Here is a 21,820-nt window from a genome sequence, read left to right as displayed (position 1 = left end):
ACATGATCAGTACAGCGAGAACCCGCCGCTGTGCCGCCCCTGGTTCCTCTTCCCGGACTGCGGGTTCTCGCCCTCCGACCGCCTCGGCTCGGACGGTCCGGAGGAGGGGCCGTCGCCGTCCAGCGGCTCACCGTGCCTGACCTGATCGCGTTGCTCCTCCGACAGCGACTCCCACTGGCCGCGCAGGGACGCCAAGCCTCCGCCCAGGGCACGGGACACCGCGGGGTCGTCCAGCGCGTCGCGCAGAGCGAGGCGGCCGGAGAGCAGCTTCTTGGCCGCCTCCTGCATCTCCTTGCCGGCGCCTTCGGTTTGGGACAGCTGGCGCAGGGCGGAGTTCAGGGAACGGATCTGGTCCGGTTCGAGTGCCTCGTCGATCACACCGCGTTCCTGCGGAGAGCCCTGCGGGTTGGGTGAGTTCTCGGGATTCCTGGTCATTCGCTTCTCCTCGACTCTGGACACCTGAAGTATCTCGCGTCACCTGTGGGTGCGCTGCGGGGCCCCGATGGTTGAAGTGGGGAGGGCGGAGGGACCTTCGGGTGCCGCGTCAAGGTCGCGGACCCCCAGGGCGAGCCGCTGCCGGCGGTACGTCGACTGTGGCTCGCCCGAGGACGCGAGAACCCGGGAAGCGGGAAGTCAGGGCAGCGCGTCCGCCAGCGACGCACCGGCCGCCGCCAGAATGATCGCCATCATGGCCAGGCGGGTGCGGCCGCGACGTGCCAACTCCACGCTGAGACCGGCGGAGGCGAGGCACAGGCCGTACACCACGGTCCCCACGCCTGCCTGCGCACCGCTGCCGAGACGTCCCACGATCACGAAGAGACAGACCAGCCCCACCAAGGCCCCGGCGGCCATGAGCCCACCGCGTGCGCTCCGCGCCTGCTGCGACCGCTGTCCCGCGAAGCCCGGATCCGACTGCCTCGGGATACTCGCCCTCGATGCCTCCACGTCGGGCGAGATCGGATCAGCCTCACCGGCCGGCACCTGCGTCTGTACCTGTTCCCCGCCGCGTTCCCGGCCGTGCGTCGTCATGAGGAGGGAGCGTAGGTCAATTCGCTAGGCTCACGCACCATGTTGCCTTCGCACACGCCCTCCCCCGCACCCGACGCCACGGGCATACGGACCGGTCGCCGCGGTGCCATGACCGGGCTCCCCTGCTCCGTCCTGCTCATCGCGCTGGGCGCGGTCGGCGCCTTCGGTGCGGTCGTGGTTGCTACCGGGAACCAGAAGGGGGAGTCGAACCCGGCAGGGTACGCGGGCCTCGTCTTCATGTTGCTGCTCGGTGCGCTCGGCGTGTTCCTCTTCATCGCCAACTGGGCGAACCGCCGCGCCCGGGTTCTCGTCGACGCCACCGGGTTGTGGATCGAGAACGGAAACCGTAGGAACGTCATCCCCTGGCAGGGCCTCGCTGGAGTCGGCCTGTACCGGAGCAAGTTCGGCCGCCAGACCGTCTACTCCCTGGAACTGTTCCCCACCGGGCCCATCGACCGGGACGACCCCGTCCTGTGGACCCTCGTCCGCGACGAGGAGCCTCTGCACCCCGACCTGCCTCGCCTGCGCCACCGCCTCCCCTTCCCCGCCCCCTGCCGACAGGAGCTGGTCTCGGCGGTCCAGCGGCACGTCCCGCACCTCTGGCTCGGTGAGTCCGAGCGCGCCGAGGGCCACGTCGGGCGACCCGACGTGAAGGGACACCGGGAGCGCACTCGGGGCCGTACACCGTGAACAGCCCCGTGTCGCGGGGCTTCGGACAACCGGGGCGGCCTACAACGGACTTGTGACAGCGACTTCATGAAGTCATCGGCAGGTCAGTCCGCAATCGGTCCGAGACCCGGAGGGCGGATCTCCGACGGACTCATCGCCCTCGGCCTTTCGACCTGGTGCCGTACCGGCCCACTAAATGAGCACGGCATTCACCAGCGCACAGACGCCACACCCCAGCAACCCGCCGAACAGCAGGCTGAGGCCGGCGATGAACGTCCCGCGCCGCATCGGGCGGCCCACGCGGCGGAAAGCGGCGCTCAGCGGGAAGAGCGCCACGCCGAACATGGTGGCGGCGACGAACCAGACCTTGACGGCCTCGACGTAGAACGAGGTGATGGTGCCGAGCCTGAAATACCCCGTGTCGTCTTCCACCGCCTGGAACTTCTCGCCCTTGTCGGCGTCCTCACCGGGCTCGAAGCGCTCGACGTCGGAGCGGATCCTGCCGTCGTCGGAGCGGAAGGAGCCCGAGCACTCCACGTCGTCCCCGATGATGTCCCTGCCGCACCGCTCGACGGTGATCGTCCCCTGCGTGCCGCCGGACGCCTTCTCGGGACCTTCCGCGTAGCCCACCCCGACGAGAACGAGGCCGAACAGGAGGGCGAGAACGCCCAGCACGCCGGACCCTGTTCGGCTGCCGGCGCCCCGTTGCCTCGCAGCAGCGAAGCCGGTGGGGCGGGGCCCTCCCGTTCCCGGCTTCCGTACGCTCTGACCGCCGCTCGCGTCCGTCTTCAACTGCTGCCCCGTTCCTCTGTGGTGCTCGTGCGCCGATCCCGGCTCCGGAGATCTTTGCGAGGTCGGTTCGTCGAGGTCAAGGTCGAACCGCTGGGAGCCGGCACCCTTCACGCAGCCCGCTCCGGCTCCGACGGACCCCTCCTGATCTCACTGATAGCTTGCTGGTCCAGTCAGTTCACTCCGTGGGAATTCAATGAGTCAGCCGCCGTTCCAACCGCCGCCGCAGCCTTCACAGCCGCCGCAGGCACCCAACACCCCGTACAGCCAGCCCGCCCCGCCACAGGGGTTCGGCCCTCCGCCGGCTCCGGGGCAGCCGCCGATGCAGGCTCCCGGTCAACCCCCGATGCACTACGGGGCTCCGCAGTTTCCGGGGCAGCCGCCGATGCAGCCCATGCATCCGATGCACGCCGCACCGCCGTTCCAGGCGCCCTACGGGCAGCGGCCGAACGCGAGCGGTCATCCGGTCGGCGCGGTGTTCCTCGGGTTGTTCGCCTCGGTCATCGTCTCGCTGCTCTACAGCGGTCTCAACCTGGTCACGTACAAGGACCAGTCGGTCGCCATGGGCAACTCCCTCTACCTGGGCCACGCGCTGCTCAACGGAGCGATTGTCGGCTGGCTGATCGGCGCGGTGGGACACCGGCACACCGGCGCCCACGTCTGGGGGGCCGTGATTGCCGCGCTCGGCACGTTCTTCGGCTACACCAACTCCATCGTGCTCGTCTTCGCCGACAGCGAGGGAACGGGTGCCGTCTGGGACCTGATGAGGTACGAGCCCTTCTGGCCGGCCAAACTCTGGTGGACCGTCGGAACCACGGACGAGATCGACTGGTTCTCCCCCCTCGGCCTCGTGCTCGCCGCAGCCGCCGCCTGGGGCCTCGCCCATCTCATCGGCAACCGGCGCCGCCAGCCGTGACGTCCCTTCAGGTGCCGGTCCGGGCGGCCACGGCCTGGTCACCGGTCGGTAGCTGAGCCGAACCCCGGCCCTCGATCGGCCGACCGTCCCGCCTCAGCGGAAAGCGGGGCTGTCGCCGATACCGGCGAGCGCCGCCGCGATACAGGTGACCATCATCGCCCAGCGCGTGTGACCGATCCGAGCGAGCACGAAAGCCCAACCGCCGAGGGCCCCACCCATGGCGTACGTGGCGACCCAGACGCCCAGCGCATCGCCCTGAACAAGGCGTACGCCGATCAGGGCCAGGCAGACGACGGCGACCAACCCGGCGAACGCCGTGTACAGCCCTCGGGCCTGCCGCGCGACGCGCCGCCGCTCCTCCGTGAGCCCGGTGCGCCCCTGAGCCTGGAACTCCGCCCGCAGCTCGTCCGCGCTCGCCCCGGCGGACAGGGGCCGCCCGCCCGATCCGTCCGACCTGTTCGCCGCGTTACCGCCATGCGTTGTCATGGCAGTCGACCCTATCGGTCGACGACCACCCGTTGGCAGCGAGCCGATCGCGTCACGAGCCCTCGAAATGCGCCAGCGCGAGCATCAACGGCACCGAGGCGAGGGCGAGTCCGAACGCCGTGGCCGACATCCCCGTACGGATTTCTCGCTTGGCACGGATCCCCAGGTAGGCGGCGACCAGCGGGACCACGGCGCTCAGCAGGAAGCCGAACCGCCAGCCGCCATCCCCGATGAGGAAGATCATGAGGCCCCAGCAGGCCGGCACGGACGCGATGCTCAAGTGGCAGGAACGGGTGAGGAAGCGCTCCAGGTCGTCGACCCCGCCAAGGAAACCCATCGATCCTCACCTCTTCGTCCGCCGCTCGGCCCCGTGGCCGCCCGTGGCCGACGCGAACATACCCGCCGCGGCGGCCCTGTCCACCAACGGGGTTCACGTTGGCCGTGTGGCTGTGCCGTCCTGAGCCCGAAGCGGCGTGGCGCCTCAGCGCCGAGCCGCCCTCCCTCGCCGCCCGGAGCTGTCCTGTCGCGTCGGTGACGGTGCGCAGGGGGCGGCGCAGCCGGAGCGGCGGCGGGCGCCGGCGTGGCGTCAGCCGAACTCGTTCCGGGCCCAGTCGTCGGCGGCCCCCGAGGTCCCGGAGCCCGCGGATGCCGCCGCGGAGGCGGTGGCCGTCGGCCTGGTCGACGTCTGCGTGGTACCCGAGGAGCCGGTGCCCGTCGTGGCGGCAGGGCCGTCGGCCGCCTGCGTCGCGTCGGTGCCCCGTCCGGTGATCGCGTCGACACCGTGCTGTACGCGGTCGCCGGCCGCCCCGGTGACCCGTTCCGTCGCGGCGTCCATGGCGTTGTTCACGTGCGTGGTCGGGTCCACGTAGTCGGCGAACGTCGATCCCTCGCCGCCGGTGACCTCGTTCCTGAGGCCGTCCACGTAGTCACCGGCCGCCTGCTTGGCCACGTCCGCCGTCTCGCCGAGGTCGACACCGGACCGCGCGTCGAAGTAGGTCTCGATGCTCTGCTGGCCGATGTTCTGCGCCATTCCGACGGCGGCTTCGGTGGCCTTCTCCTTCGCGGCGTCGACCACCTTCTCCTGGACGAACTGCTTGCCCTGCTCCTTGAGTTGGTCCTTGGCGAACTGCTTGACCTTCTCCTTGGTGATCTTTTCGAGCTGCTCCTTGGCGATCTTCTTGACGGCGTCCATGGTGGCGTGCTCCATGGCCTTGGTGACCGCCTCCATGACCTCCCTCTTGAGCCGGTCCAGCAGCTCGCGGACGATCAGCCGCGTGACCTGTGTCGCGCCCAGCGCACCGACCTCGGAGAGTCCGAAGGTGAAGGGTGCCGCCGCCTGCGCCGCGATGATCTCGATGGCCAGGGCGACGAGTTGGGCGATCACGGCCAGTTTCGCCGTGAGTACCGCCACCGCGGCCGCGTCGAAGGCGAAGGCGATCACTTCACACGCGGTCTTCGCATCCGGCAGGTAGCGATCCTCGCCGTTCGCGCCGGTGTAGGCACCCCAGTCCTTGCTGAATCCGTCGACAGCCGTCCCGAAGTTGTGGGAGACAACGGTGCGGGCGAGGCCCTCGCCCTGTATCTGGATCTCTTCGAGTTCCTCGCCGAAAGCCCGCCAGGTCTCGGCGACCTTGTGCAGTGCTTCCTCGTCGACCTCCGGCCAGGTGTAACCGAGAAGGTCAAGCACCCAGACAAGCTCACCGGGCAGTGTGAGCGACATGCCAATAGCCCCCGAATTCAATTAGAGTTGGCCGGAGATGCCGTTCATCAGGCCATTGTTCGACGTATCTGACGCGTCGTAGTTACGCGCCATGTCCTGGAGGTTGTCGCCGATCTTCTGGAGCCGTTCCGCAAGGCTGTCCATCGATGTGAGGATTCCGTCGCGAATCGGCGTGTAGACCTGACCGAAGATTTCCCCGAAGTCGGCCTCCGCCCAGGGCTCTCCAAGCCCTTCGAGGGCATCCTTGAGCTGCTTGGAAGCGGTCGAGAAATCACCCCCGAGATCGGTGAACTTCCCTCCCTGCCTGCGCAGTACATCGGTGTCCACGTTAAAGGTGTCGAACTCCATGGCGCTCCCCCGAACTCCCCTTGCCGTAGTTCATATTGGACGACAGACCGATACCTTAGACTCCTCGCGCACAGCCCTGCCAAACCCACCAGTCAAGAGATCGTCAAGTTATTCAAGGGGACACCAAAAGTGGTGACAACACAGCCGCGTTACAGCAGCACGGGGAGTCTGTGGATGGGCCGACTCCTCGGATTGGGACTGCTCCTCGTGGCCGCGGTCGTCGCCGCGGTGACCATTCCGGAACTGCGCAGCGAACTCGCCGGTGACGGCACCGAAGGAACCCTCACGGTTTCTTCATGTGAGACACACACGAAGACCCACTACGGCACGCACAGGCGTTCTACGGAACTCAAGTTCAGCTGCACCGGAAACTGGAGCGCGCAGGAGGGTGCGGCCACCTATCAAGACGTGGTGGTGGAAACGTCATCACGATTCGAAAGCGGCGCGAAAATCCCCGTGATTCAGGTGGATGACACCTTCGAGCAGCCACAGGACCGGGACCCCGGCGACGACGCCGCGATTCTCGCGTTCTGCCTCTCCATACTGGTCATCGGCATCTACTGCCTCCTGACCGGCTTCGGCGGCCGCAACGGCCCCGGCCTCACCGCCTCCTGGCAGCGCCTGCCGGCCCGGACGGTCACCGGCCCCGTCCTGGGCGGCCTCTTCGCCCTGGGTGCCCTGGCAGCGCTCGTCTGCGCCCTCGTCCTGTGACAGCCACTTCCCCGTTCTGAGGAACCCTCAATGACCCAAGTACAAGGGAACGCCGCCCCGAACGCCGCCCCCGGCGACAAGACGGGCCTCGGTCGCCTCATCGGCGCTGGCCTGCTCCTCGTAGGCCTCGTCCTCCTGGCTCTCGGCGCCTACCTCGGCCCCTACACCTACGCCACGTCCACCCCGGGCAAGCTCACCGTCGAGACCTGCACCGTCGACTACAAGTACCGTTCGAGCACGTCGAGCAGCTCACGGAAGAAGACGAAGACCCGGTGGTGCTACGGCACCTTCACGGCCGACGACGGCTCCGCCAAGGACCTCAACGCCGAACTCAAGAGCGACGCCCTGCACCAACGCGGCTACGTCATCGAGGCGATCAAGACCGGCGACACCTCCTACCAGCTGGACCATGGCTGGGTCGGCGCCATCGCGGTGGGCTGTGCGTGGTTCTTCGGGGCGTTGATCTCTCTCGCCATCGGCACCTTCGGCGCCGTCACGGGCTTCGTCTCCGGGCGGTCGACCGGGCAGGGGCTGTTCCGCACTTGCCTGGTACTGGTCGGGGTGGGTGTGGTCGGGCTCGTCGTCAGCCTGCTGGTGGCGTTCTTCGTGTGACGAAAGCCCCGGCGCCCTCAGGAAACAGGGGGCGCCGGGGCTCGGCCGCTCGTCGGCTCTTCCCTCAGGGCATGCCAGGAAGCCGCCTCAGACTGCGAGTCGTTGCCGCCTGCTCCTCCGGAACAGCAGCAGGCCGCCGCAGACCACCAGGAGCAGGCCACTACCGGCAGCGCCGAGACCCGTGGCGAGTACCCCTGTCTCCATGGCCGGATGGGAGCCCTTGTCGGCGCCCGTCGGCGACGCGAAGTGCTCGACATCTCCCTTGTCCGGCTTCGGCGCGGTGTCGATCTTCGGCGGGTCGGCCGCCGCGCGCACCGCGGCCGCGGCGTTGATCTGACCGGCGCCGACGAGGGCGTTGTGCCCCCCTGCCGGATGGTCGGCCGTGCGCATCAGGATCGCGCGGGTCTGGGCCGGGGTCAGGTCCGGGTTCGCGGCGAGTATCAGCGCGGTGACACCGGAGGCGGGCGCCGTGGCAGGGGAGGTGCCGTTGATGGGGCTGTAGCCGCCGTCCTTGTCGGCACTGACGATGCCGACACCCGGGGCGGCGATGGTGTTGTGGGTACGCACCGTGGAGAAGTCGGCGCGCTGTCCTCCCCGCTGGGTCGCGGCGACGGAGATGACGTTCGCGTACCCGGCAGGGAAGTTGCCCTCGTTGCCCTCGTCACCGGAGTTCCCCGCGGCGGCCAGCAGCGTGACGCCCTTGTGCACGGCACGGGCCGCGGCGGCCAGGTCCTCGCCCTGCATCCGGTTCACCACGTCTCCGCCGAGGGACATCGAGATCACGCCGACTCCATGCGCCACCGCGTAGTCGATGCCGTCCCCGACCGGGCTGAGGCCCCGCTCGAACTTGTACTCGTGGCTGTCGTCGATCACCCGGACGCTGATGATCTCCGCCCTGGGCGCGACCTTGAGGACGTCCGAGACCATGGCCGTGCCGTGTACGCCGTAGCCGTCGTCGCCGGGCTGGAGACCGTCCGAGTCGTAGAAGTCGGGGCCGACCTTGGCCACCCTGCCCTTGAGCGCCGGACCTTCTCGCGGAGTCCGGTGAAGGTTCTGCGTACGCAAGTTGCCCCGACCGGCGCGACGATCGCCTGCTGCGTATCTTGTTGCAGCAGCCAACGGTCACGTCACTGGCATGAACTCGGGCAGGGTGAGGGCCGAATGGGCCGGTCGGCCCTCCGTGGAGGGCATGGCGCTGAGACCGCGCAGCATGTGGTTACGCTGCTCCAGGGCCCGAGCGGTGGTCGGAAAGAGCGCGGCATCGCCCTCGCGGACCTGATCCTGGTTCATCGTCACGAAGTCACGGGTGCTGTGCTCGTAGGCAGCGAAGCCCGCGGCGTGGTCCCGGTCGGCCAGAGAACCGGCGAGCATGTACGCGCCGACGAGCGCGAGGCTGGAGCCCTGCCCGGTGAGGAACGAGGGTGCGTACGCGGCGTCGCCCACCAGCGCCACCCTGCCGCTGGACCAGCGGGGCATACGGATCTGGCTGACCCCGTCGAAGAACAGGTCATCCGCGTCACGCAGGGCGGCCAGCATGCCCGGGACCTCCCACCCCGCGTCGGCGAAGACCGCGGCGACCAGGTCCCGTTGGGCTTCCGGGTTCCGGAACGCGTCGTACGGCGGTTCCGGATGGGCGAAGTTGAGGAAGGCGTGCACGTCGTCGCCGTCTCCCACGGCATAGAGTGCCGCGGCCAGGCCCGGGACGTTCCACATCGTGAGTTCGTGGGAGAGTCCGAAGGTATTGGGCATGGTGAATCCGGCGAAGCAGTAGCCGAGGTACCGGTGGAACCGCTCTTCGGGGCCGAACAGCAACTCACGCGTACGTGAGTGCAGTCCGTCCGCGCCGACCACCATGTCGAACGTACGCCTGCCGCCCCCGCGGAAGGTGACGTCGACCCCGTGGCCCGACGACTGGTCGAGGGTGTCGACGGAGTCGTTGAACAAGAACTCCACGTCGTCACGGACCGCCGCGTGGAGAGCGTCGGCGAGGTCTCCGCGCCGCACCTCCAGGTCCCGTCCCGCGACACCGCCGGTGACGGTGTGCGGGCTGACCGAGGCCACCTCGCTGCCGTCCCCGTCGAGGAAGATCAGCCGACGCAGGTCGATGTGCGCGTCCCGCAGTCGCGGCAGGATTCCCATCCTCCGGACGACCTCCAGCGCGGTGCCGCGTACGTCGACGGGGTAGCCGCCACCGCGCAGTGCGGCCGCCTTCTCGACCACGGTGACCGCGAAGCCGTAGCGGTTCAGCCAGAAGGCGAGGGCGGGCCCCGCGATGCTGGCCCCGGATATCAGGACCTTGCGCCGCGGCGTGGTCCTGATACCCCTCAACAGGCCGGTGCCGGTCATTCCTTGACTCCTTTGCTCATGGTGCGGGCGACGAGCAGGGACAGCGCCGTGACGGCGCCGGCTATGACGAAGCCGGTGACGAAAGCCGATTCGGCCGGGACATCCGACCCGGAGGGGGTCCCGGCGGTGAGGAGCGCACCACCGAGCTGCACACCCACGGCGTAGCCGAGCACACGAGTCACCAGGACCAGGCTGGTGGCGATGCCGGTGTCACCTTGATCGACGGAAGTGGCGGTACTGGTCACCATCGCCGTGACGCACAGGCCGTTGGCGAGCGAGATCATCACCTTGCCGATGACGAGATGCCAGATCTCGGTGTGCACGGCTGCCAGGCCGGTGAGGGCGACGGCCATGATGAGGATCCCGGCGGTGACCACGGCACGCGAGCCGAAACGTCGCGCCCCGATCCCGCTGATCGGCCCGGCCAGCGACGCGGCGACGGCGCCCGGCAGCAGGAAGAAGCCGATCTCGGTGGCGCCGGCCCCGAATCCGTACGCGTCGGCGGACACCGCGAACAGCTGCGGGACGAGATAGACCGCCACCGAGGTACCGACGCAGATCACGAACGTCAGCACACACGACTTCCACACCGCGGGCCGGGCCAGCATGCGCAGATCGACCATCGGTGAGGCCGCACGGCGCTCAACGGCCGTCCATCCGGCCGCGAAGGCGGCCAGAATCACGATGAGGGCGCCGAGCACGAGGGGCTGCGAGCCGAGGTCGGGTGCCAGCGCGAGCACGAGCATGAGCGTGACCAGCGTCCCGCTGAGGAGTACCAGGCCGGGCCAGTCGATCCCGGCGTCGTCCGACCGGCGCGGCGGATCATGCGGCATCAGCCTGTTCACCAGCATCGTGGCCGCGATGACCGCGATCGTCGGCAGCGCGAACATCCAGTGCCGGGACAGCCCTTCCGCCACGGGCCCGGCCGACAGCGTTCCCGCCATCCCGCCGCCCACGAACAACCCGCTGACCACTCCGATGGCCACCTTCGACTCTCCCGCGGGGAGGTGGTCGCGGACCAGGATGAACGACAGGGGCAGCGCGCCCACCATCGCTCCTTGCAGCACCTGACCGAGCAACAGCACAGGCAGGTTCGGCGCCAGGGCGGACACCAGACCTCCGGCCGAGACGACCGCCATCAGCCGGATCAGGACCCGTTTCCCGCCGTAGCGGTCGCCGAACTTGCCCGCGACCGGTGTGACGAGCGCACCGGTGACGAGCAGCATGATGCTGAGTAACGCCCCCTCGGCGGGACTCATGTCCAGCTCGCGTTGCAGGAGCGGGAGCGTCGGCGTCACCACCGACTCCAGGGCACCGGTGGCGACTGCCAGCATGCCGAGGGCCCCGACAGCGGCCCTCCCGATACGGACCGGGGAAGACAGAGTTGCGGTCATGGACGTCCTTTCCGTCATTGCCGGGCAAGGAAGAGGTCGGCCGTGCAAGTGGCGCTGCCGCCGTGCCGGGCCCGGCGCGGGCACAGCGGCCGTTCACGCGGGGCGTGGTGTGCGGTGTCCGTGGTGCGGGTGTGCGTGGTGCGGTGTGCGTGATGCGGTGTCCGTGATGCGTGGCGCTGCGTGGACAGGTCCGACCGAGGCCGCCCGGCGGTGCGCGGCGGGCACTCGACGCACTATTACACTACACCGTGCAGTGTAGGACGGTTAAGATGTGCCCATGCCGACCACGAAGACGCCTACGACGAAGACACTGCGCGAGGGGTCCACGCCGAAGCGGGCCGCCATCCTCTCGGCGGCCCGGGAACTGTTCCTCGCCGACGGCTTCGACCGGACCAGCGTCGACGCGGTCGCCGCCCGGGCCGAGGTGTCCAAGCGGACGGTCTACGACTACTTCGGGGACAAGCAGACACTGCTGCGAGCAGTCGTCGACGCCGTCGGCGAGTCACTGATCATCACGATCCGGCGCACCCTCGACGACACCCTCACCGACCGCACCGAGGGCGCCGGCCTGGAGGACGCCCTGATCACGTTCTCGATGCGCATCGCGACCGACATGCTCGGCTCGGCGGAGTACGCAACGCTGCAACGGCTGGTCCGTACGGAATCCGGCAACCTGCCGCACCGGGGCTACAACTCCATGGCCGACACCCCCGACGAGGCACTCGCCGAGCGGTTCGCCGCCTTCGCAGCGGCCGGGCTGCTCGACGTCCCCGACCCCCGGCTCGCGGCCGACCAGTTCATCGCGCTGACCTTCGGCGTCGCGCTGGACAGACTCGGTTCGGCGAACGCCGCGGAGGACATCCGCGTACGGCCACTCGTCGTCGAGGGAGTGCGGACCTTTCTCCGGGCGTACCGGAGCGTGTAGGGGTTTGTGGGCTGAGAGCTGAAGGCTGGAGGTAGGGGCAGCACGAAGGGACGGGGCGCGCCATCAGTCAAGGTTTCGCGGAGTTCACGACACTTCTTCTGCGACAGCGAAGCCCGGGACCGGCAAGCCGGTCCCGGGCTTCCCGGGCTGGTTCAATATGGCCAGCTCACAACTGGCCGGTCACCTCAGGTTCGGAACCGGGTCGAGGTGGCTCAGCCGAAGCGGAAACGCATCCGACATACGGCTCCACCCGTCACCCCAGAACCTGACCGTGCACCACGAACCATCGATAAACCCGATCTCGTGGTCGCCGCCCATCACATCGCTGCGATCCCGGATCCAGGCCACGTTACGAATGTCCGTGGCCCACCCCGCTTCGACCGGACCGGGTTCGCCGGTGAGAGAACGCACGCGGGACACGTACACGACTTGCAGACGGTGGTCGGTCACCTGCATCACCGCGGACGCAGGGTTCGCCGGGTTCTTCGTCCGGGGCACCAGGCCGCGTGCCAGATGGCCGGCCATGCTGTTCCAGCCTCCGCGAAACGGCTTGCCCGGCTTCCTCCTCTCGCGCTCCGTGAACGCTTCGACCAGCCTTTCGACCGGGCTCAAGGTAGCCGTAACGACTCTCAGGACCCCGGTCACCGGCAGCAGCAACCAGCCGCCGAGCGCACGGCGCTCGGATCGCAGAACACGCGGGCGGCGAAAATAGCCGGGCGACGGAGCCCGTTCGGCCAGATTGACCCCGTGCTCGGCACGCAGCACCTCACCGGCCGGTACCAACGGCCTCGCCCGCTCGACCATCTCACGGACGAAGTCCGCCCTACTCGTCCTGCTCACCCGAAATCGTCCCTCACTGTCCTTGCCGCACTCGAAGGAGTCACATCCGTACGTTCGTCGAAACTCTGCGGGTCGGGACGCTGGTTGTACTCGTAACGCGCCTCCGCCACCCCCGGCCCGTCCTCCAGCAGAGCCTCCTGTACCGTCCCGGCCGGGTCCGCGCCGATGACGTCCTTGACGACGCCCTTCACGCCCTTCTTGACGACCCTGTAACCCGCGTACATGGCCAAGTCGTTGATATTGCGCTCAGGGATGGGATTGCCGCGCTCATCCACCTTCTTTATGTAGCGCATGAGGCCGCCCTTGAAATGCTTGGGCCCCTTACGCAGCGCGTTCCGAAGCTTCATCATCTTGCGGAGCAGCTGCATGCGCTTGGCGAGGTCGGACAGAGCGTCCGCCAGTTTCGCCGTGATCTTCACGGCCTTCGCCGCCTTGTGGGCGATGCCCGCGGCCGCGATGAGCGGACCGATGGCCGCCGCGGCGCCCGCCGTCAGAAGCGAGAGGATCGCGGTGGTCGCGGCGGCCGCGAGCGCGGTCTCCACGATCTCGACGATGAGGTCGAGCATCAACTGCTCGGCGGCCGCGCACTCCTGAGCCGCCATTTCGAGGAGTTCGGCCATGGTGTCCATGTCCGTGGCCTCGCCCCTGAGGGCTTCCTCGAACTCGGCCATCATCTTGTCGAAATTGGTGAACGCCTCGCCCTGCCACTGGGTGGAGAGCGTACGTCGCTCGGCGACCAGGTCCTCGATCACTCCGCGTACGTCATTGGCACCCTTGCGCCACTGAATCGCGGTCTCGGTGAGGAGTTCGTTGTCGCCACTGACCTGCTCGAGCAGTTCATCCAGGTTGAACTGCTTCATGATGCCCCGGATGATCTCGTCGAGAACTCCGGCGAGCGGGTTGCTCCAGTCCAGGACGAAGTTGATCCGGCTCAGGGCATCGCCCGCCGCCTGTCCCGCGCCCATCAGTTGCCGCCGCCCATCATGCCGCTGTTGTCCATCTCGGTGCCGTCGTAGGCAGCGGCAGAATCCTTGAGCGCGTCGGCTATGGAGTGGAGCGTCTCGACGGCGTCGGTGAGGTCGTTGCCGGACTCCTTGTGCTGAGTGTCGTAGTCGGCCTTCAGATCGTCCGACTGCGGCAGCCTTCCGAATGTCTCCTGGGTGAGCTCCAGTTGCTGGGTACGACTCCGGATGCTGTCGATCCGGCCGGCTGCGGCTTCCACAGCCCTGGCGTACTTACGCAAGGCGTCGCCCTCGACATCGAATCCCCCGCTCATAGTTCCCCTCATCAGTACGGTATTTGGATGAATGCGGCCGTTACGCCGGCCACGACGAGATCCATTCCATCATGTGCGCTGCCCACGAAGGAGTGGGCAACCGTGCCTCCGGCAACGTTCGGACAAGACTGTTGCGAAGCCCGTTTCCCGAGCACAACCACCTCGACGGCCGCGGCCCGCACTGCGGCGGTTCTGTCACACCTGGGCGCACAGGCAAGCGGACTTTCCTCACTGGCCCGTGCGGAGCGCACTGCGAAAGCACCGGACCCTGCCAGTGCTCTCCCGTTAGGGCGTCATGAAGACTCGGCTGTGCCGGTCGAGCGGAGTTTGTCGCTCTGCGCAACCGGCTGCTCATCTCAAGTGCGGAAACGGGTCGAGGTGGTTCAACCGCAACAGCAACACATCCGCGTGAGCGGTCACCGGAGGTACTGCCCATACTCCGAACCACGGCAAAATGCGTGAACGCGCCGACAGGCGAGTTCGAGGAACACCCCTATGTGACCTGCTTGCGATTCCCGTCGGTCAGCGAGAGCCAACAGGCCCCGTGCCCGTCACTGATCAAATGATGCTCGGAGTCGACCCCGCGTGGCAGGAGACGGCCACAGAGCGGGACCAGTCCAGCAGCCGGGTGGGAACGTGTCCCCTACTGACCTTGGCACGGAGGCTGTTGGGCATTCGGGTATGGGGGCTGCGGCAACTGCGTCGGGGGAGCGTGGTACCCCTGTTGGGGAGTCGGCGGGTACGGCTGCTGGGGCGGCTGAGCAATGTACTGAGGGTACGTACCGGCGCCAGGGCCGACCTGGCTGGTGCCAGAGCTGCGGCGGCCGCGCAGTACAGCGAAGACGACGACAGCGGCAATTACTGCTCCGAGGCCGACCACGCCAACCACTAGGACAACGAGGCCCATTGAGGAGGATCCCTTCTCGTTCTTGGCATCTAGGTCACTGCAGAGTCGCGAGTGCGACGAGGCAGAGCAAAAGGGTCACCGCATGAGTCCCTGCACCCCACCTTTTCAAGGCGCGGTTGTCGTCACGGTACCCGAGCAGCATGACCAACAGGCCCACGTGCGTGCCGATGAGATCCAGCACCGTGAGCCACAGGAATCTGCCAGACATGATCGAGAGAACGAAGAGCAGCCATGGGGCGACAACTGCAATCCCAAGCAAGATGGTGTTGAAGTAGTTCGCAGTATGCGAAGCCATCTCATCAGCAGCGGATCGGGAATTCAGATCCGGAAGCTCCGAGTTCACACTCTCTCCGATCTACTAGTCTCGTTTCGGAGTTCCGCAGACAACTACAGAGTCGTGATGACTTCCCCGCAGTCAGTACGCGCTCCAACCATTCGCACTGTGTCCGGCCCGCTTAGGCCCCGATGCTTCATCCTGGCGATCCCGAAGCTCCTGGTCGATCTCCTCCTGCTGTTGTCGCAACAGCTTCACGCCTTCTGCTTCTGCTTGTGACTTCTCCAGCTCCGACATCTCGTCCCACTTGCGTTCGAAATTCTCAGCTGTGGCGAGTAGTTCCTGTTCATAGGAACCAACCTGTACAGCTTCCCGGAGACCAATCCGACCGGAAAGAACTTCTTTGGCCATTTCGGCCAGGACAGCACCCGCTCTCCCGTCGGCGAGGGACTCCAACTGCTTACGGAGCAGTCGAGCCAAGGCGGGATCGCGCGCGATGCTGACGAACTCCTCATCGTCTACGCGAGGCTGGTCACCGTGGGTGCTGTCGCGTTCAGCCATCTTCTACCTTCACTGTTTCAGCAGTTGTGTCGGTCCATGGGCCGACTCATGCGCCAGGGTGGTCGTATCCCTTTCCAGGAAGGGGAAACTTGATCACGTTGGCCTGGTGCAAGTGCCCAATCTGCTCGACCGCAGCGGTTGCGCCACTAACGATCGTTCCAACTTCCATAATCACTGTGGTCAGCCTGGTCCAAAGGTTAATCATCGCCACGATCTCACCTGCGACGGCACCGGCTGCGATGACAGGGCCAAAGACCGTCCAACTTGTACTCGCACCTGCGGCCATAGTGATGCCAATGACAATGGCAAGGTCGAGCATTCCACTGAGCAGATCGCCGCTCGCTTCGGCAGCATTCCATACACCGTCAGTTACGATCTCGTACTGCTCTTTGAGTTGCTCGAAGGAACCCTTCATGGCTGCGATTTCCTTTGCGAGCGTATCCATGTAGACGTACGCAGCATCCGCAGCGTTCCCCGACCACGTAACGTCCAAGGAACTGTTGCCCGATTCAAGGTTCTTTGCAAGGTCATCGCAGAACAAACCCAGCGCATTCCAAGCCTTGGCACACTGGGCGTACTCCTCCCAGTTTCCGCCGAGCGCATTCTTCGCTTCGTCCACCGGGTTAACCCCGAGGAACTTTTCGAACACCCAGCTGGCCAGTGCCGACGGGCTGAATACATCGCCGTATGAAGTGAGATCCCGGTAAAGCGTGCCAGGTTCGTCCTTGTCGGCGTCCACTTCAGGCGCCTTCAGCCGCTCCGCCGGATCCGCTACGTCTTGAAACCCCACTTCAACTCCTTGACGAGCCAGTGTGCTCAGCGCTTCGATTCTGGATACTGAGAATCCAGCTTGGAGGCTTCGCCAGCGTCTGTCTGCCTGTAGAAGTCGGCACTTCGCGACATTTCATTCTTCGACGAGTCCAAGATGCGGTGCATCTGCTCCAAAGCGGAGCGAACGTTTTCCATAACACCATCATGACCGCCGCCGAACATGCTGGCCATCGCAGAAATCGGACCCGTACTGAAAGTTCCGATAGAGCATTCCTGCTCGAAGTACTCTTTTGCTGCAGTCACGTCATTGGTAGCTCGGCCCACTTGCCTGGAGAACGAAGCCAGGTCGTTCGGATCGACCTCGAATGTCATGCCACCTCCGCCAAGTCTTCGGCTGCACCTTAGGGTTCTTCGGGGTTCGCCCCGCCCCGCTCACTTGGGAACGTGACAAGGCTCTCGTTAGAGCTCGCTGTCGCCGGACTCTGAGGCAGGCGCATCCGCTGATGCGAGTCAGATGCGCCTTGAGCTGCCACAGACGGGGAAGAGCAGAGCGCCTCCTACTGCCCTTGCTGCGGGGGCTGCTGAGAATAGGGGTTGGGGTGCTGCGGGGCCTGTCCCGGAGAAGCGGGGTAGCCCTGGTTGGGACCGGAACCGGGATAGGGCTGCTGGGCGGACGGGTACCCCGGGTACTGGGAACCTCCACCGCCGCCTCCGGCGCCGGGGCCGCCATTACCGCCGTTGCGGCGGCTGCGGAGCACTACGAAAGCGATCGCGCCGATTACGACGACGGCTGCGATACCGCCAACGAGGATGAGGGTGTTACTTGAGGAGGACTTCTTCTTCTTGGCCTGGGTCGAAGAGTCCGTCCCCTTCGCTGACTGGCTGGAAGTCGAACTGGACGAGAGCTGGCCGAGGGGGTTCTTCTTGGGGCCGGCCGGGATGTCCATCGTCAGCGCCGAGTAAGGCCGGACGATCCCGTAGCCGTACTCCTCGTCGGGTGCCTTCAGTCCCTTGTGGTGCGCGAAGGTGGCCGTCTTGATCAGGCGGTTGATGACCTGGCCTGCGGAGAGGTCGGGGTACTTGGAGCGGACGAGGGCGACGGCGGCGGATACGTAGGCTGTGGCCTCCGAAGTTCCGCTGGACTCGCCATACCCATTGGACATGGTCTTGTTTGCGCCGACGATTTTCACACCTGGCGCGGTCAGCGTCAGGCCCTTTCCAGTATTCGAATCCGTCCAGAGGTTGGCATCTTGATCCACAGCACCCACAGATACAACCCCGGGCAGTGCCGCTGGTTCACTCACAGCAACAGATGCTTCATTACCTGAGGCTGCAACAACTACAACGTCGTGTTCTTGTGCATACGCGATGGCATCACGACCGGCACTTAGAGTCTTACCACCGCCATCGTTACCGAAAGAGAGATTAACGACCTTCGCGCCTTGGTCTACTGCATATCGAACTGCAGCTCCCCAAGTCTCGTCCAGATTCCTATCTTCTCGCGTCTGGAGAGTGCGCAGGGGCAAGATTTTCGCCTTGGGTGCGAGACCAATCACACCATCATCATTCCCCGTGCCATGCCCGTGGCCGGCAATGATGCTCGCCATCTTTGTTCCGTGACCGATGACATCCTCTTGTGCGTCGCCGCCACCAGTGAAATCTTTGCCCTTAAGGACCTGGCCGCTCAAATCAGGATGGCTGGCATCGACACCAGAGTCGACAACCGCGACAGTAACACCCTGCCCTTGAGATTCAGCCCAGACATCTTTTGCAGCGAATGCGTTCAGGGCCCACTGCTGATCTCTGACGTAGTCCGCCGATGCGGTTGGGGCTGTGGTGAGGAGCAAAGCTCCTGTCAGTGTCACGACTCCCGCCGTAGACCAGACTCGCTTGAAACCCACTTACTTGCTCCTCACTCAACTGCGACTGGTTCCGCCAGTCTTCATGCGAGCGAGCCGCACGTTTCCTTCGTGCGGCTCGCTCGTGTGCCTACTCGATGGTCCGCGGTACGTTTCGCTTGCGGTCCTCTTCCGAGATCCAGGTCTCTTCGTCCTCGACCAGGTAGTCGGGGCGGTCCCCCTGGCTGTTCTCGTCGTTGGGCCGTCGACCGTTGCGACCACCCGCACCGCCAGCCATTCCACCTGCCATGCCGCCGCGCTGGGTTCCACCCCGGCTACCGTGCAGGCCCGCACCGCCACCGGCGCCCTTGCCGGAGATTCCCTTGGCCGCGCCAACAACACCACCTCGGGACCGCGCGAGGGCACCACGTCCGCCGGCGCCGGCACCGCCTCGGCCGGCTCCACCGGCTCCCCCGCCGCCCATACCGCCCATACCGGCTCGGCCTCCGGCACCGCGACCCGCTCCGGCGCCAGCCATACCGCCACGACCGCCTGCGATGCCGGCACCACCGCGTCCGGCCGCGCCGCCGCCCAAGCCGACACCACCGCCGGGAACCATAGTGCCCGATCCTTGACCACCGCCGGTCCCGACACCGCCCCCAACGCCGCTCGGGCCGCTGGTGCTGGGCCCAGGGCCAGTCAGCCCGGGAGAGAGGCTGTCCACCTTCGTCTTGGCACTCGGAAGTTGCGTGCCTCCCGTGATGCCTTGGTCGCGGGGCACGTTCGGGGCCGGCTTGACGCTCGTGGTCGGCCCGGCGCTCCACGGCTTATTAGCCGATGTCGAGCCACCAGGTCGAGAGGCACCACCGCCGGGGGGAACGACCGGCGGCGGGTATTCCACGTCGCGGCTTGGCTCCCCGACGTGCCCGTCTCCGTTGTCCTTTACCCGATTCCTCTGCAGATTCCCCGTGATGCGCATGTACTGCGCACCCAGGTTCTCCATGACGGCAACACCGTTGAGTTGGGCTTCTCGGCTGGCGCCGATCTTGCCCTCGTTGATTTCTGCTACTTCCTTAGCGGTCAGCTTACGATCCTGAAGATCGCTGGCTACAGCCTCGCCGTTGTCCCACTTCCAGTCGCTGAGAGCGTCACCGACCTTGGCCCAGCCACTGGGTTCTTTGATTTCGTCCAGCTGCGCCTTGAACCTGCGCAGCTGCGAGCCGGCGTCGGCCATCTGAGACTTGTTGAGATCCGCATGCCAAGCAGCATTCCGGATACTCTGCGCGATCTTACGCGCCTCCCTCTCGAAGGCTTGGGCCGCCTCGCCTTCCCAGTGCTCGAGGACATTGTCGACCGACTTGTCGAGCAAGCCGGCAATGCCCCCTCCTTCTCCACCGGAAAGAATTTCATCGACCTTTCCCCAGTTGCGGCCCGTCTCCTCAATCAGGCCCGGATTGGTTCCGTCAAGCATCTCCTTGAGCTGCTTGAGCGAGTAGTTGATGAATTGGGTCTGGGTCTGCGGCCGCCCCGGGTCCGCAACGCAGACGTCATTCACGATCTCGGGCTTAGGCAGGTCCTTGTCACCGGCCACTTGAACTCCTCCCTTAGTAGGTGATTCTCGATCGGACTACTTTGCGAACGCGCCGTTCGAGCTTCCCCCGTTACCACCCATTTGGTTCTTGTTCGCGTACTCCTGCTCGGTGTACTTGTCTTTCACCTTGGAGGTGCTCTTGCCGAATTTGTCGATCAGGTCGTGCAGCCCCTTGATCGCGCCCTCAAGATCATTCTTCGCGTCTTTGTGGGCACTGAAGAGCGAACCCGCCTCTAGGAACATGCAGTTGTTCCCAAAGGCAGCCATGGTGATCTCGGTGTTGTACCGCGACGTCTGCCCCGCCTTATCCATATCGTCCAGCAGAGTCCAGAGCTTCCGGATCACCTCGTCCAGCGCGCTCAGATCAACCCGCATCCCGTTACTCATACCCCGTTGTCCTCTCCCCTGTTCCTCAAGTTGTCAGCACCCACTCGGTGCCCAATCATCGCCCAAGCCCACCGACGGACCGCCCGGATCGACCGGACCGGCCGAACTGACCGGACTGCCCGGACCGACCAGCCTGCCCCGTCGATCCACCCCGCCGACTACGCCAGTCCCGCACAGCAACCCCACTCCCCGCAACCACAAGCGCAAGAACCAGCCCCGTGCCCAACACATAGATGGCCACCCGGCGTTCCCGCTCCGCCTCGCTCTCCCCCATGGTCACAGCCATCGGGATGACGCTGCTTTCCCCGCCGGCGGCGACCAGCGGATCCGGCTTCGGGGACTCGCCCGGTGTCGACTCCTCCGACAACGCGGCGACCGGGTCGACGACGCCCCAGCCGATGAAGAAGTTGGCCTCGCGTCCCGGGCGCTGAGCGGTTTCCTCGATGCGGGTGGCGATCTGGGCGGCGTTCCACTCCGGGTACTTCTGCTTCAGCAGAGCCGCGACGCCCGCGACGTACGGCGCCGCGAAGCTCGTGCCGTCGGCGGTGCACTGGCCGCCGCCCGGGACCGTGGAGACCATGCTGACGCCCGGTGCCGCGACGTCCACGAAGTCGCCCGACTGTGAGAAGGGGGCGCGTTCGTCGTTGCGGTCGGAGGCCGCCACCGCCAGGACGCCGTCGTAGGCGGCGGGATACGTCTTCGCGAACTTGTTGTCGGCTCCGTCGTTGCCCGCGGCGGCGATGATGAGGGCGCCCTTGCTCACGGCGCTCTGCACGGCAGCCCGCAGCGTGGCGTCGTCCTGCTTGTTCTGGGTGTCCGACGAAATGTTGATGATCTTCGCGCCGTCGGCGACCGCATCCCCGATCGCGTCGGCCATGGTCCCCGCGTTGCCCTGGCCCTTCTCCCCCTCCCCACCCGTGTAGCGGTAGGACAGGATGTCCGCTTCCCTGGCGATGCCGACGAAGCCCGTGCCCTTGAGCGGGCGGGCGGCGATGATGCCCGCCACCCGGGTGCCGTGCCCCTCGATGTCCTGGGTGCCGGAGCCCCCCGGGACGTAGGACCTTCCGCCTGACACCGCGCCGGTCAGCTGCTTGTTGGACTTGTCGACGCCCGTGTCGATCACCGCGACCTTGATGTCCTTGCCTGTCGCCTGTTCCCACAGCTGGTTCAGGAGGATCCGCTGCAGGGACCAGGGCGTGGACTTGATGACATCGCCGCCGAAAACGCATTCCGAGCTGTCAGCCAGGCCGAAGCGGGCGCTGTCGGAGTCACCGGAGGCGACCGGCGCCGCCAGCGCTGCGGGTGGCGCCGACGCCAGGCAGATCCCCGTCACCGCGAGCACGCCAAAGGCCCGCTGCAGTGCGCGAGTTCCACCGTTGCGTCCGGCGCGGCTACGCGAGCGGGCCTTCCTGCCCACCACGTTCAGGCCC

Annotated in this window: 26 protein-coding genes; 5 read left to right on the top strand and 21 right to left on the bottom strand. The window is 66.4% G+C overall.

Translation table 11 applies throughout. From position 1 onward, the window contains the following. Positions 1 to 6 precede the first annotated feature (6 nt). Entirely contained in the window at positions 7 to 435 is a 429-nt protein-coding gene (locus ACFU95_RS19185) for a hypothetical protein (RefSeq protein ID WP_383828712.1), read from the bottom strand. A gap of 198 nt (positions 436 to 633) precedes the next feature. Then, positions 634 to 1,029 (bottom strand): hypothetical protein, encoded by a 396-nt coding sequence (locus ACFU95_RS19180; RefSeq protein ID WP_383828710.1) that lies wholly within the window; start codon positions 1,027 to 1,029, stop codon positions 634 to 636. 108 nt (positions 1,030 to 1,137) lie between these two features. Between ACFU95_RS19180 and ACFU95_RS19175 the strand changes: the two genes are divergently transcribed. Then, positions 1,138 to 1,719, top strand: a complete 582-nt coding sequence (locus ACFU95_RS19175) for a hypothetical protein (protein ID WP_383828708.1) — start codon at positions 1,138 to 1,140, stop codon at positions 1,717 to 1,719. Positions 1,720 to 1,890: 171 nt separating this feature from the next. On the opposite strand, the gene ACFU95_RS19170 is transcribed toward ACFU95_RS19175, so the two are convergent. After that, a complete protein-coding gene (locus tag ACFU95_RS19170) occupies positions 1,891 to 2,373 on the bottom strand; it encodes a hypothetical protein (protein ID WP_383828706.1) in 483 nt (160 codons plus the stop codon). A gap of 508 nt (positions 2,374 to 2,881) precedes the next feature. Here ACFU95_RS19170 and ACFU95_RS19165 point away from each other — a divergent pair. After that, the gene (locus tag ACFU95_RS19165; protein WP_383828704.1) at positions 2,882 to 3,403 is read left to right on the top strand and encodes a hypothetical protein; all 522 of its coding nucleotides are present in this window, start codon (positions 2,882 to 2,884) and stop codon (positions 3,401 to 3,403) included. A 93-nt stretch (positions 3,404 to 3,496) separates the two neighbouring features. Here ACFU95_RS19165 and ACFU95_RS19160 read toward each other — a convergent pair whose 3' ends face one another. From ACFU95_RS19160 to ACFU95_RS19145, 4 genes are all read right to left on the bottom strand, one after another. Then, positions 3,497 to 3,889 carry a hypothetical protein gene (locus tag ACFU95_RS19160; RefSeq protein ID WP_383828702.1) on the bottom strand — a complete coding sequence of 131 codons (393 nt, stop codon included), beginning with the start codon at positions 3,887 to 3,889 and terminating at the stop codon, positions 3,497 to 3,499. 52 nt (positions 3,890 to 3,941) lie between these two features. Beyond that, positions 3,942 to 4,226, bottom strand: a complete 285-nt coding sequence (locus ACFU95_RS19155) for a hypothetical protein (protein ID WP_383828700.1) — start codon at positions 4,224 to 4,226, stop codon at positions 3,942 to 3,944. A 249-nt stretch (positions 4,227 to 4,475) separates the two neighbouring features. Continuing rightward, positions 4,476 to 5,609, bottom strand: a complete 1,134-nt coding sequence (locus ACFU95_RS19150; protein ID WP_383828698.1) for a PE-PGRS family protein — start codon at positions 5,607 to 5,609, stop codon at positions 4,476 to 4,478. 21 nt (positions 5,610 to 5,630) lie between these two features. Beyond that, positions 5,631 to 5,957: a hypothetical protein gene (locus ACFU95_RS19145; protein WP_383828696.1), complete on the bottom strand. Its 327-nt coding sequence runs from the start codon at positions 5,955 to 5,957 to the stop codon at positions 5,631 to 5,633. Between the two features lie 207 nt (positions 5,958 to 6,164). Here ACFU95_RS19145 and ACFU95_RS19140 point away from each other — a divergent pair, with 207 nt between their 5' ends. Both ACFU95_RS19140 and ACFU95_RS19135 read left to right on the top strand, forming a co-directional pair. Continuing rightward, positions 6,165 to 6,668: a hypothetical protein gene (locus tag ACFU95_RS19140; RefSeq protein ID WP_383828694.1), complete on the top strand. Its 504-nt coding sequence runs from the start codon at positions 6,165 to 6,167 to the stop codon at positions 6,666 to 6,668. Between the two features lie 30 nt (positions 6,669 to 6,698). Next, positions 6,699 to 7,280: a hypothetical protein gene (locus ACFU95_RS19135; RefSeq protein WP_383828692.1), complete on the top strand. Its 582-nt coding sequence runs from the start codon at positions 6,699 to 6,701 to the stop codon at positions 7,278 to 7,280. An 87-nt stretch (positions 7,281 to 7,367) separates the two neighbouring features. Here the strand turns inward: ACFU95_RS19135 and ACFU95_RS19130 are convergent, their stop codons facing one another. The 3 genes from ACFU95_RS19130 to ACFU95_RS19120 all read right to left on the bottom strand — a co-directional run bounded on the left by ACFU95_RS19130 (position 7,368) and on the right by ACFU95_RS19120 (position 11,020). Further along, the gene (locus tag ACFU95_RS19130) at positions 7,368 to 8,288 is read right to left on the bottom strand and encodes a S8 family serine peptidase (protein WP_383828690.1); all 921 of its coding nucleotides are present in this window, start codon (positions 8,286 to 8,288) and stop codon (positions 7,368 to 7,370) included. Positions 8,289 to 8,402: 114 nt separating this feature from the next. Further along, positions 8,403 to 9,626, bottom strand: a complete 1,224-nt coding sequence (locus tag ACFU95_RS19125) for an FAD-dependent monooxygenase (RefSeq protein WP_383828688.1) — start codon at positions 9,624 to 9,626, stop codon at positions 8,403 to 8,405. After that, a complete protein-coding gene (locus ACFU95_RS19120) occupies positions 9,623 to 11,020 on the bottom strand; it encodes an MFS transporter (RefSeq protein ID WP_383828686.1) in 1,398 nt (465 codons plus the stop codon). Before ACFU95_RS19120 ends, ACFU95_RS19125 begins: the two co-directional genes overlap by 4 nt. Before the next feature lie 277 nt (positions 11,021 to 11,297). Here ACFU95_RS19120 and ACFU95_RS19115 point away from each other — a divergent pair, with 277 nt between their 5' ends. Continuing rightward, a complete protein-coding gene (locus ACFU95_RS19115) occupies positions 11,298 to 11,945 on the top strand; it encodes a TetR/AcrR family transcriptional regulator (protein ID WP_383828684.1) in 648 nt (215 codons plus the stop codon). A 180-nt stretch (positions 11,946 to 12,125) separates the two neighbouring features. Here the strand turns inward: ACFU95_RS19115 and ACFU95_RS19110 are convergent, their stop codons facing one another. From ACFU95_RS19110 to mycP (ACFU95_RS19060), 11 genes are all read right to left on the bottom strand, one after another. Next, positions 12,126 to 12,749, bottom strand: coding sequence for a hypothetical protein (locus tag ACFU95_RS19110; protein ID WP_383828682.1), 624 nt, complete (start codon positions 12,747 to 12,749; stop codon positions 12,126 to 12,128). A gap of 32 nt (positions 12,750 to 12,781) precedes the next feature. Beyond that, positions 12,782 to 13,750, bottom strand: coding sequence for a WXG100 family type VII secretion target (locus ACFU95_RS19105; RefSeq protein WP_383828680.1), 969 nt, complete (start codon positions 13,748 to 13,750; stop codon positions 12,782 to 12,784). Beyond that, positions 13,750 to 14,061, bottom strand: coding sequence for a WXG100 family type VII secretion target (locus tag ACFU95_RS19100; RefSeq protein ID WP_383828678.1), 312 nt, complete (start codon positions 14,059 to 14,061; stop codon positions 13,750 to 13,752). Before ACFU95_RS19100 ends, ACFU95_RS19105 begins: the two co-directional genes overlap by 1 nt. A gap of 941 nt (positions 14,062 to 15,002) precedes the next feature. Next, positions 15,003 to 15,311 carry a hypothetical protein gene (locus ACFU95_RS19095; protein WP_383828676.1) on the bottom strand — a complete coding sequence of 103 codons (309 nt, stop codon included), beginning with the start codon at positions 15,309 to 15,311 and terminating at the stop codon, positions 15,003 to 15,005. Between the two features lie 72 nt (positions 15,312 to 15,383). Then, positions 15,384 to 15,803, bottom strand: coding sequence for a hypothetical protein (locus tag ACFU95_RS19090; RefSeq protein WP_383828674.1), 420 nt, complete (start codon positions 15,801 to 15,803; stop codon positions 15,384 to 15,386). 46 nt (positions 15,804 to 15,849) lie between these two features. Beyond that, positions 15,850 to 16,593: a hypothetical protein gene (locus ACFU95_RS19085; RefSeq protein WP_383828672.1), complete on the bottom strand. Its 744-nt coding sequence runs from the start codon at positions 16,591 to 16,593 to the stop codon at positions 15,850 to 15,852. Positions 16,594 to 16,619: 26 nt separating this feature from the next. Beyond that, the gene (locus tag ACFU95_RS19080) at positions 16,620 to 16,946 is read right to left on the bottom strand and encodes a WXG100 family type VII secretion target (protein ID WP_383828670.1); all 327 of its coding nucleotides are present in this window, start codon (positions 16,944 to 16,946) and stop codon (positions 16,620 to 16,622) included. 185 nt (positions 16,947 to 17,131) lie between these two features. Further along, a complete protein-coding gene (gene mycP, locus ACFU95_RS19075) occupies positions 17,132 to 18,439 on the bottom strand; it encodes a type VII secretion-associated serine protease mycosin (protein WP_383828668.1) in 1,308 nt (435 codons plus the stop codon). Positions 18,440 to 18,563: 124 nt separating this feature from the next. Continuing rightward, entirely contained in the window at positions 18,564 to 20,003 is a 1,440-nt protein-coding gene (locus ACFU95_RS19070) for a hypothetical protein (protein WP_383828666.1), read from the bottom strand. 36 nt (positions 20,004 to 20,039) lie between these two features. Further along, the gene (locus tag ACFU95_RS19065) at positions 20,040 to 20,390 is read right to left on the bottom strand and encodes a hypothetical protein (protein ID WP_383828664.1); all 351 of its coding nucleotides are present in this window, start codon (positions 20,388 to 20,390) and stop codon (positions 20,040 to 20,042) included. Positions 20,391 to 20,445: 55 nt separating this feature from the next. Beyond that, positions 20,446 to 21,732, bottom strand: a complete 1,287-nt coding sequence (gene mycP, locus ACFU95_RS19060; protein WP_383828758.1) for a type VII secretion-associated serine protease mycosin — start codon at positions 21,730 to 21,732, stop codon at positions 20,446 to 20,448. Positions 21,733 to 21,820: the final 88 nt, after the last annotated feature.

It is taken from the genome of Streptomyces sp. NPDC057623, assembly GCF_042800355.1.
Classification (GTDB): domain Bacteria; phylum Actinomycetota; class Actinomycetes; order Streptomycetales; family Streptomycetaceae; genus Streptomyces.
Note: the sequence above shows the minus strand (reverse complement) of the source record. Positions and strands in the feature narration are given on the sequence as shown.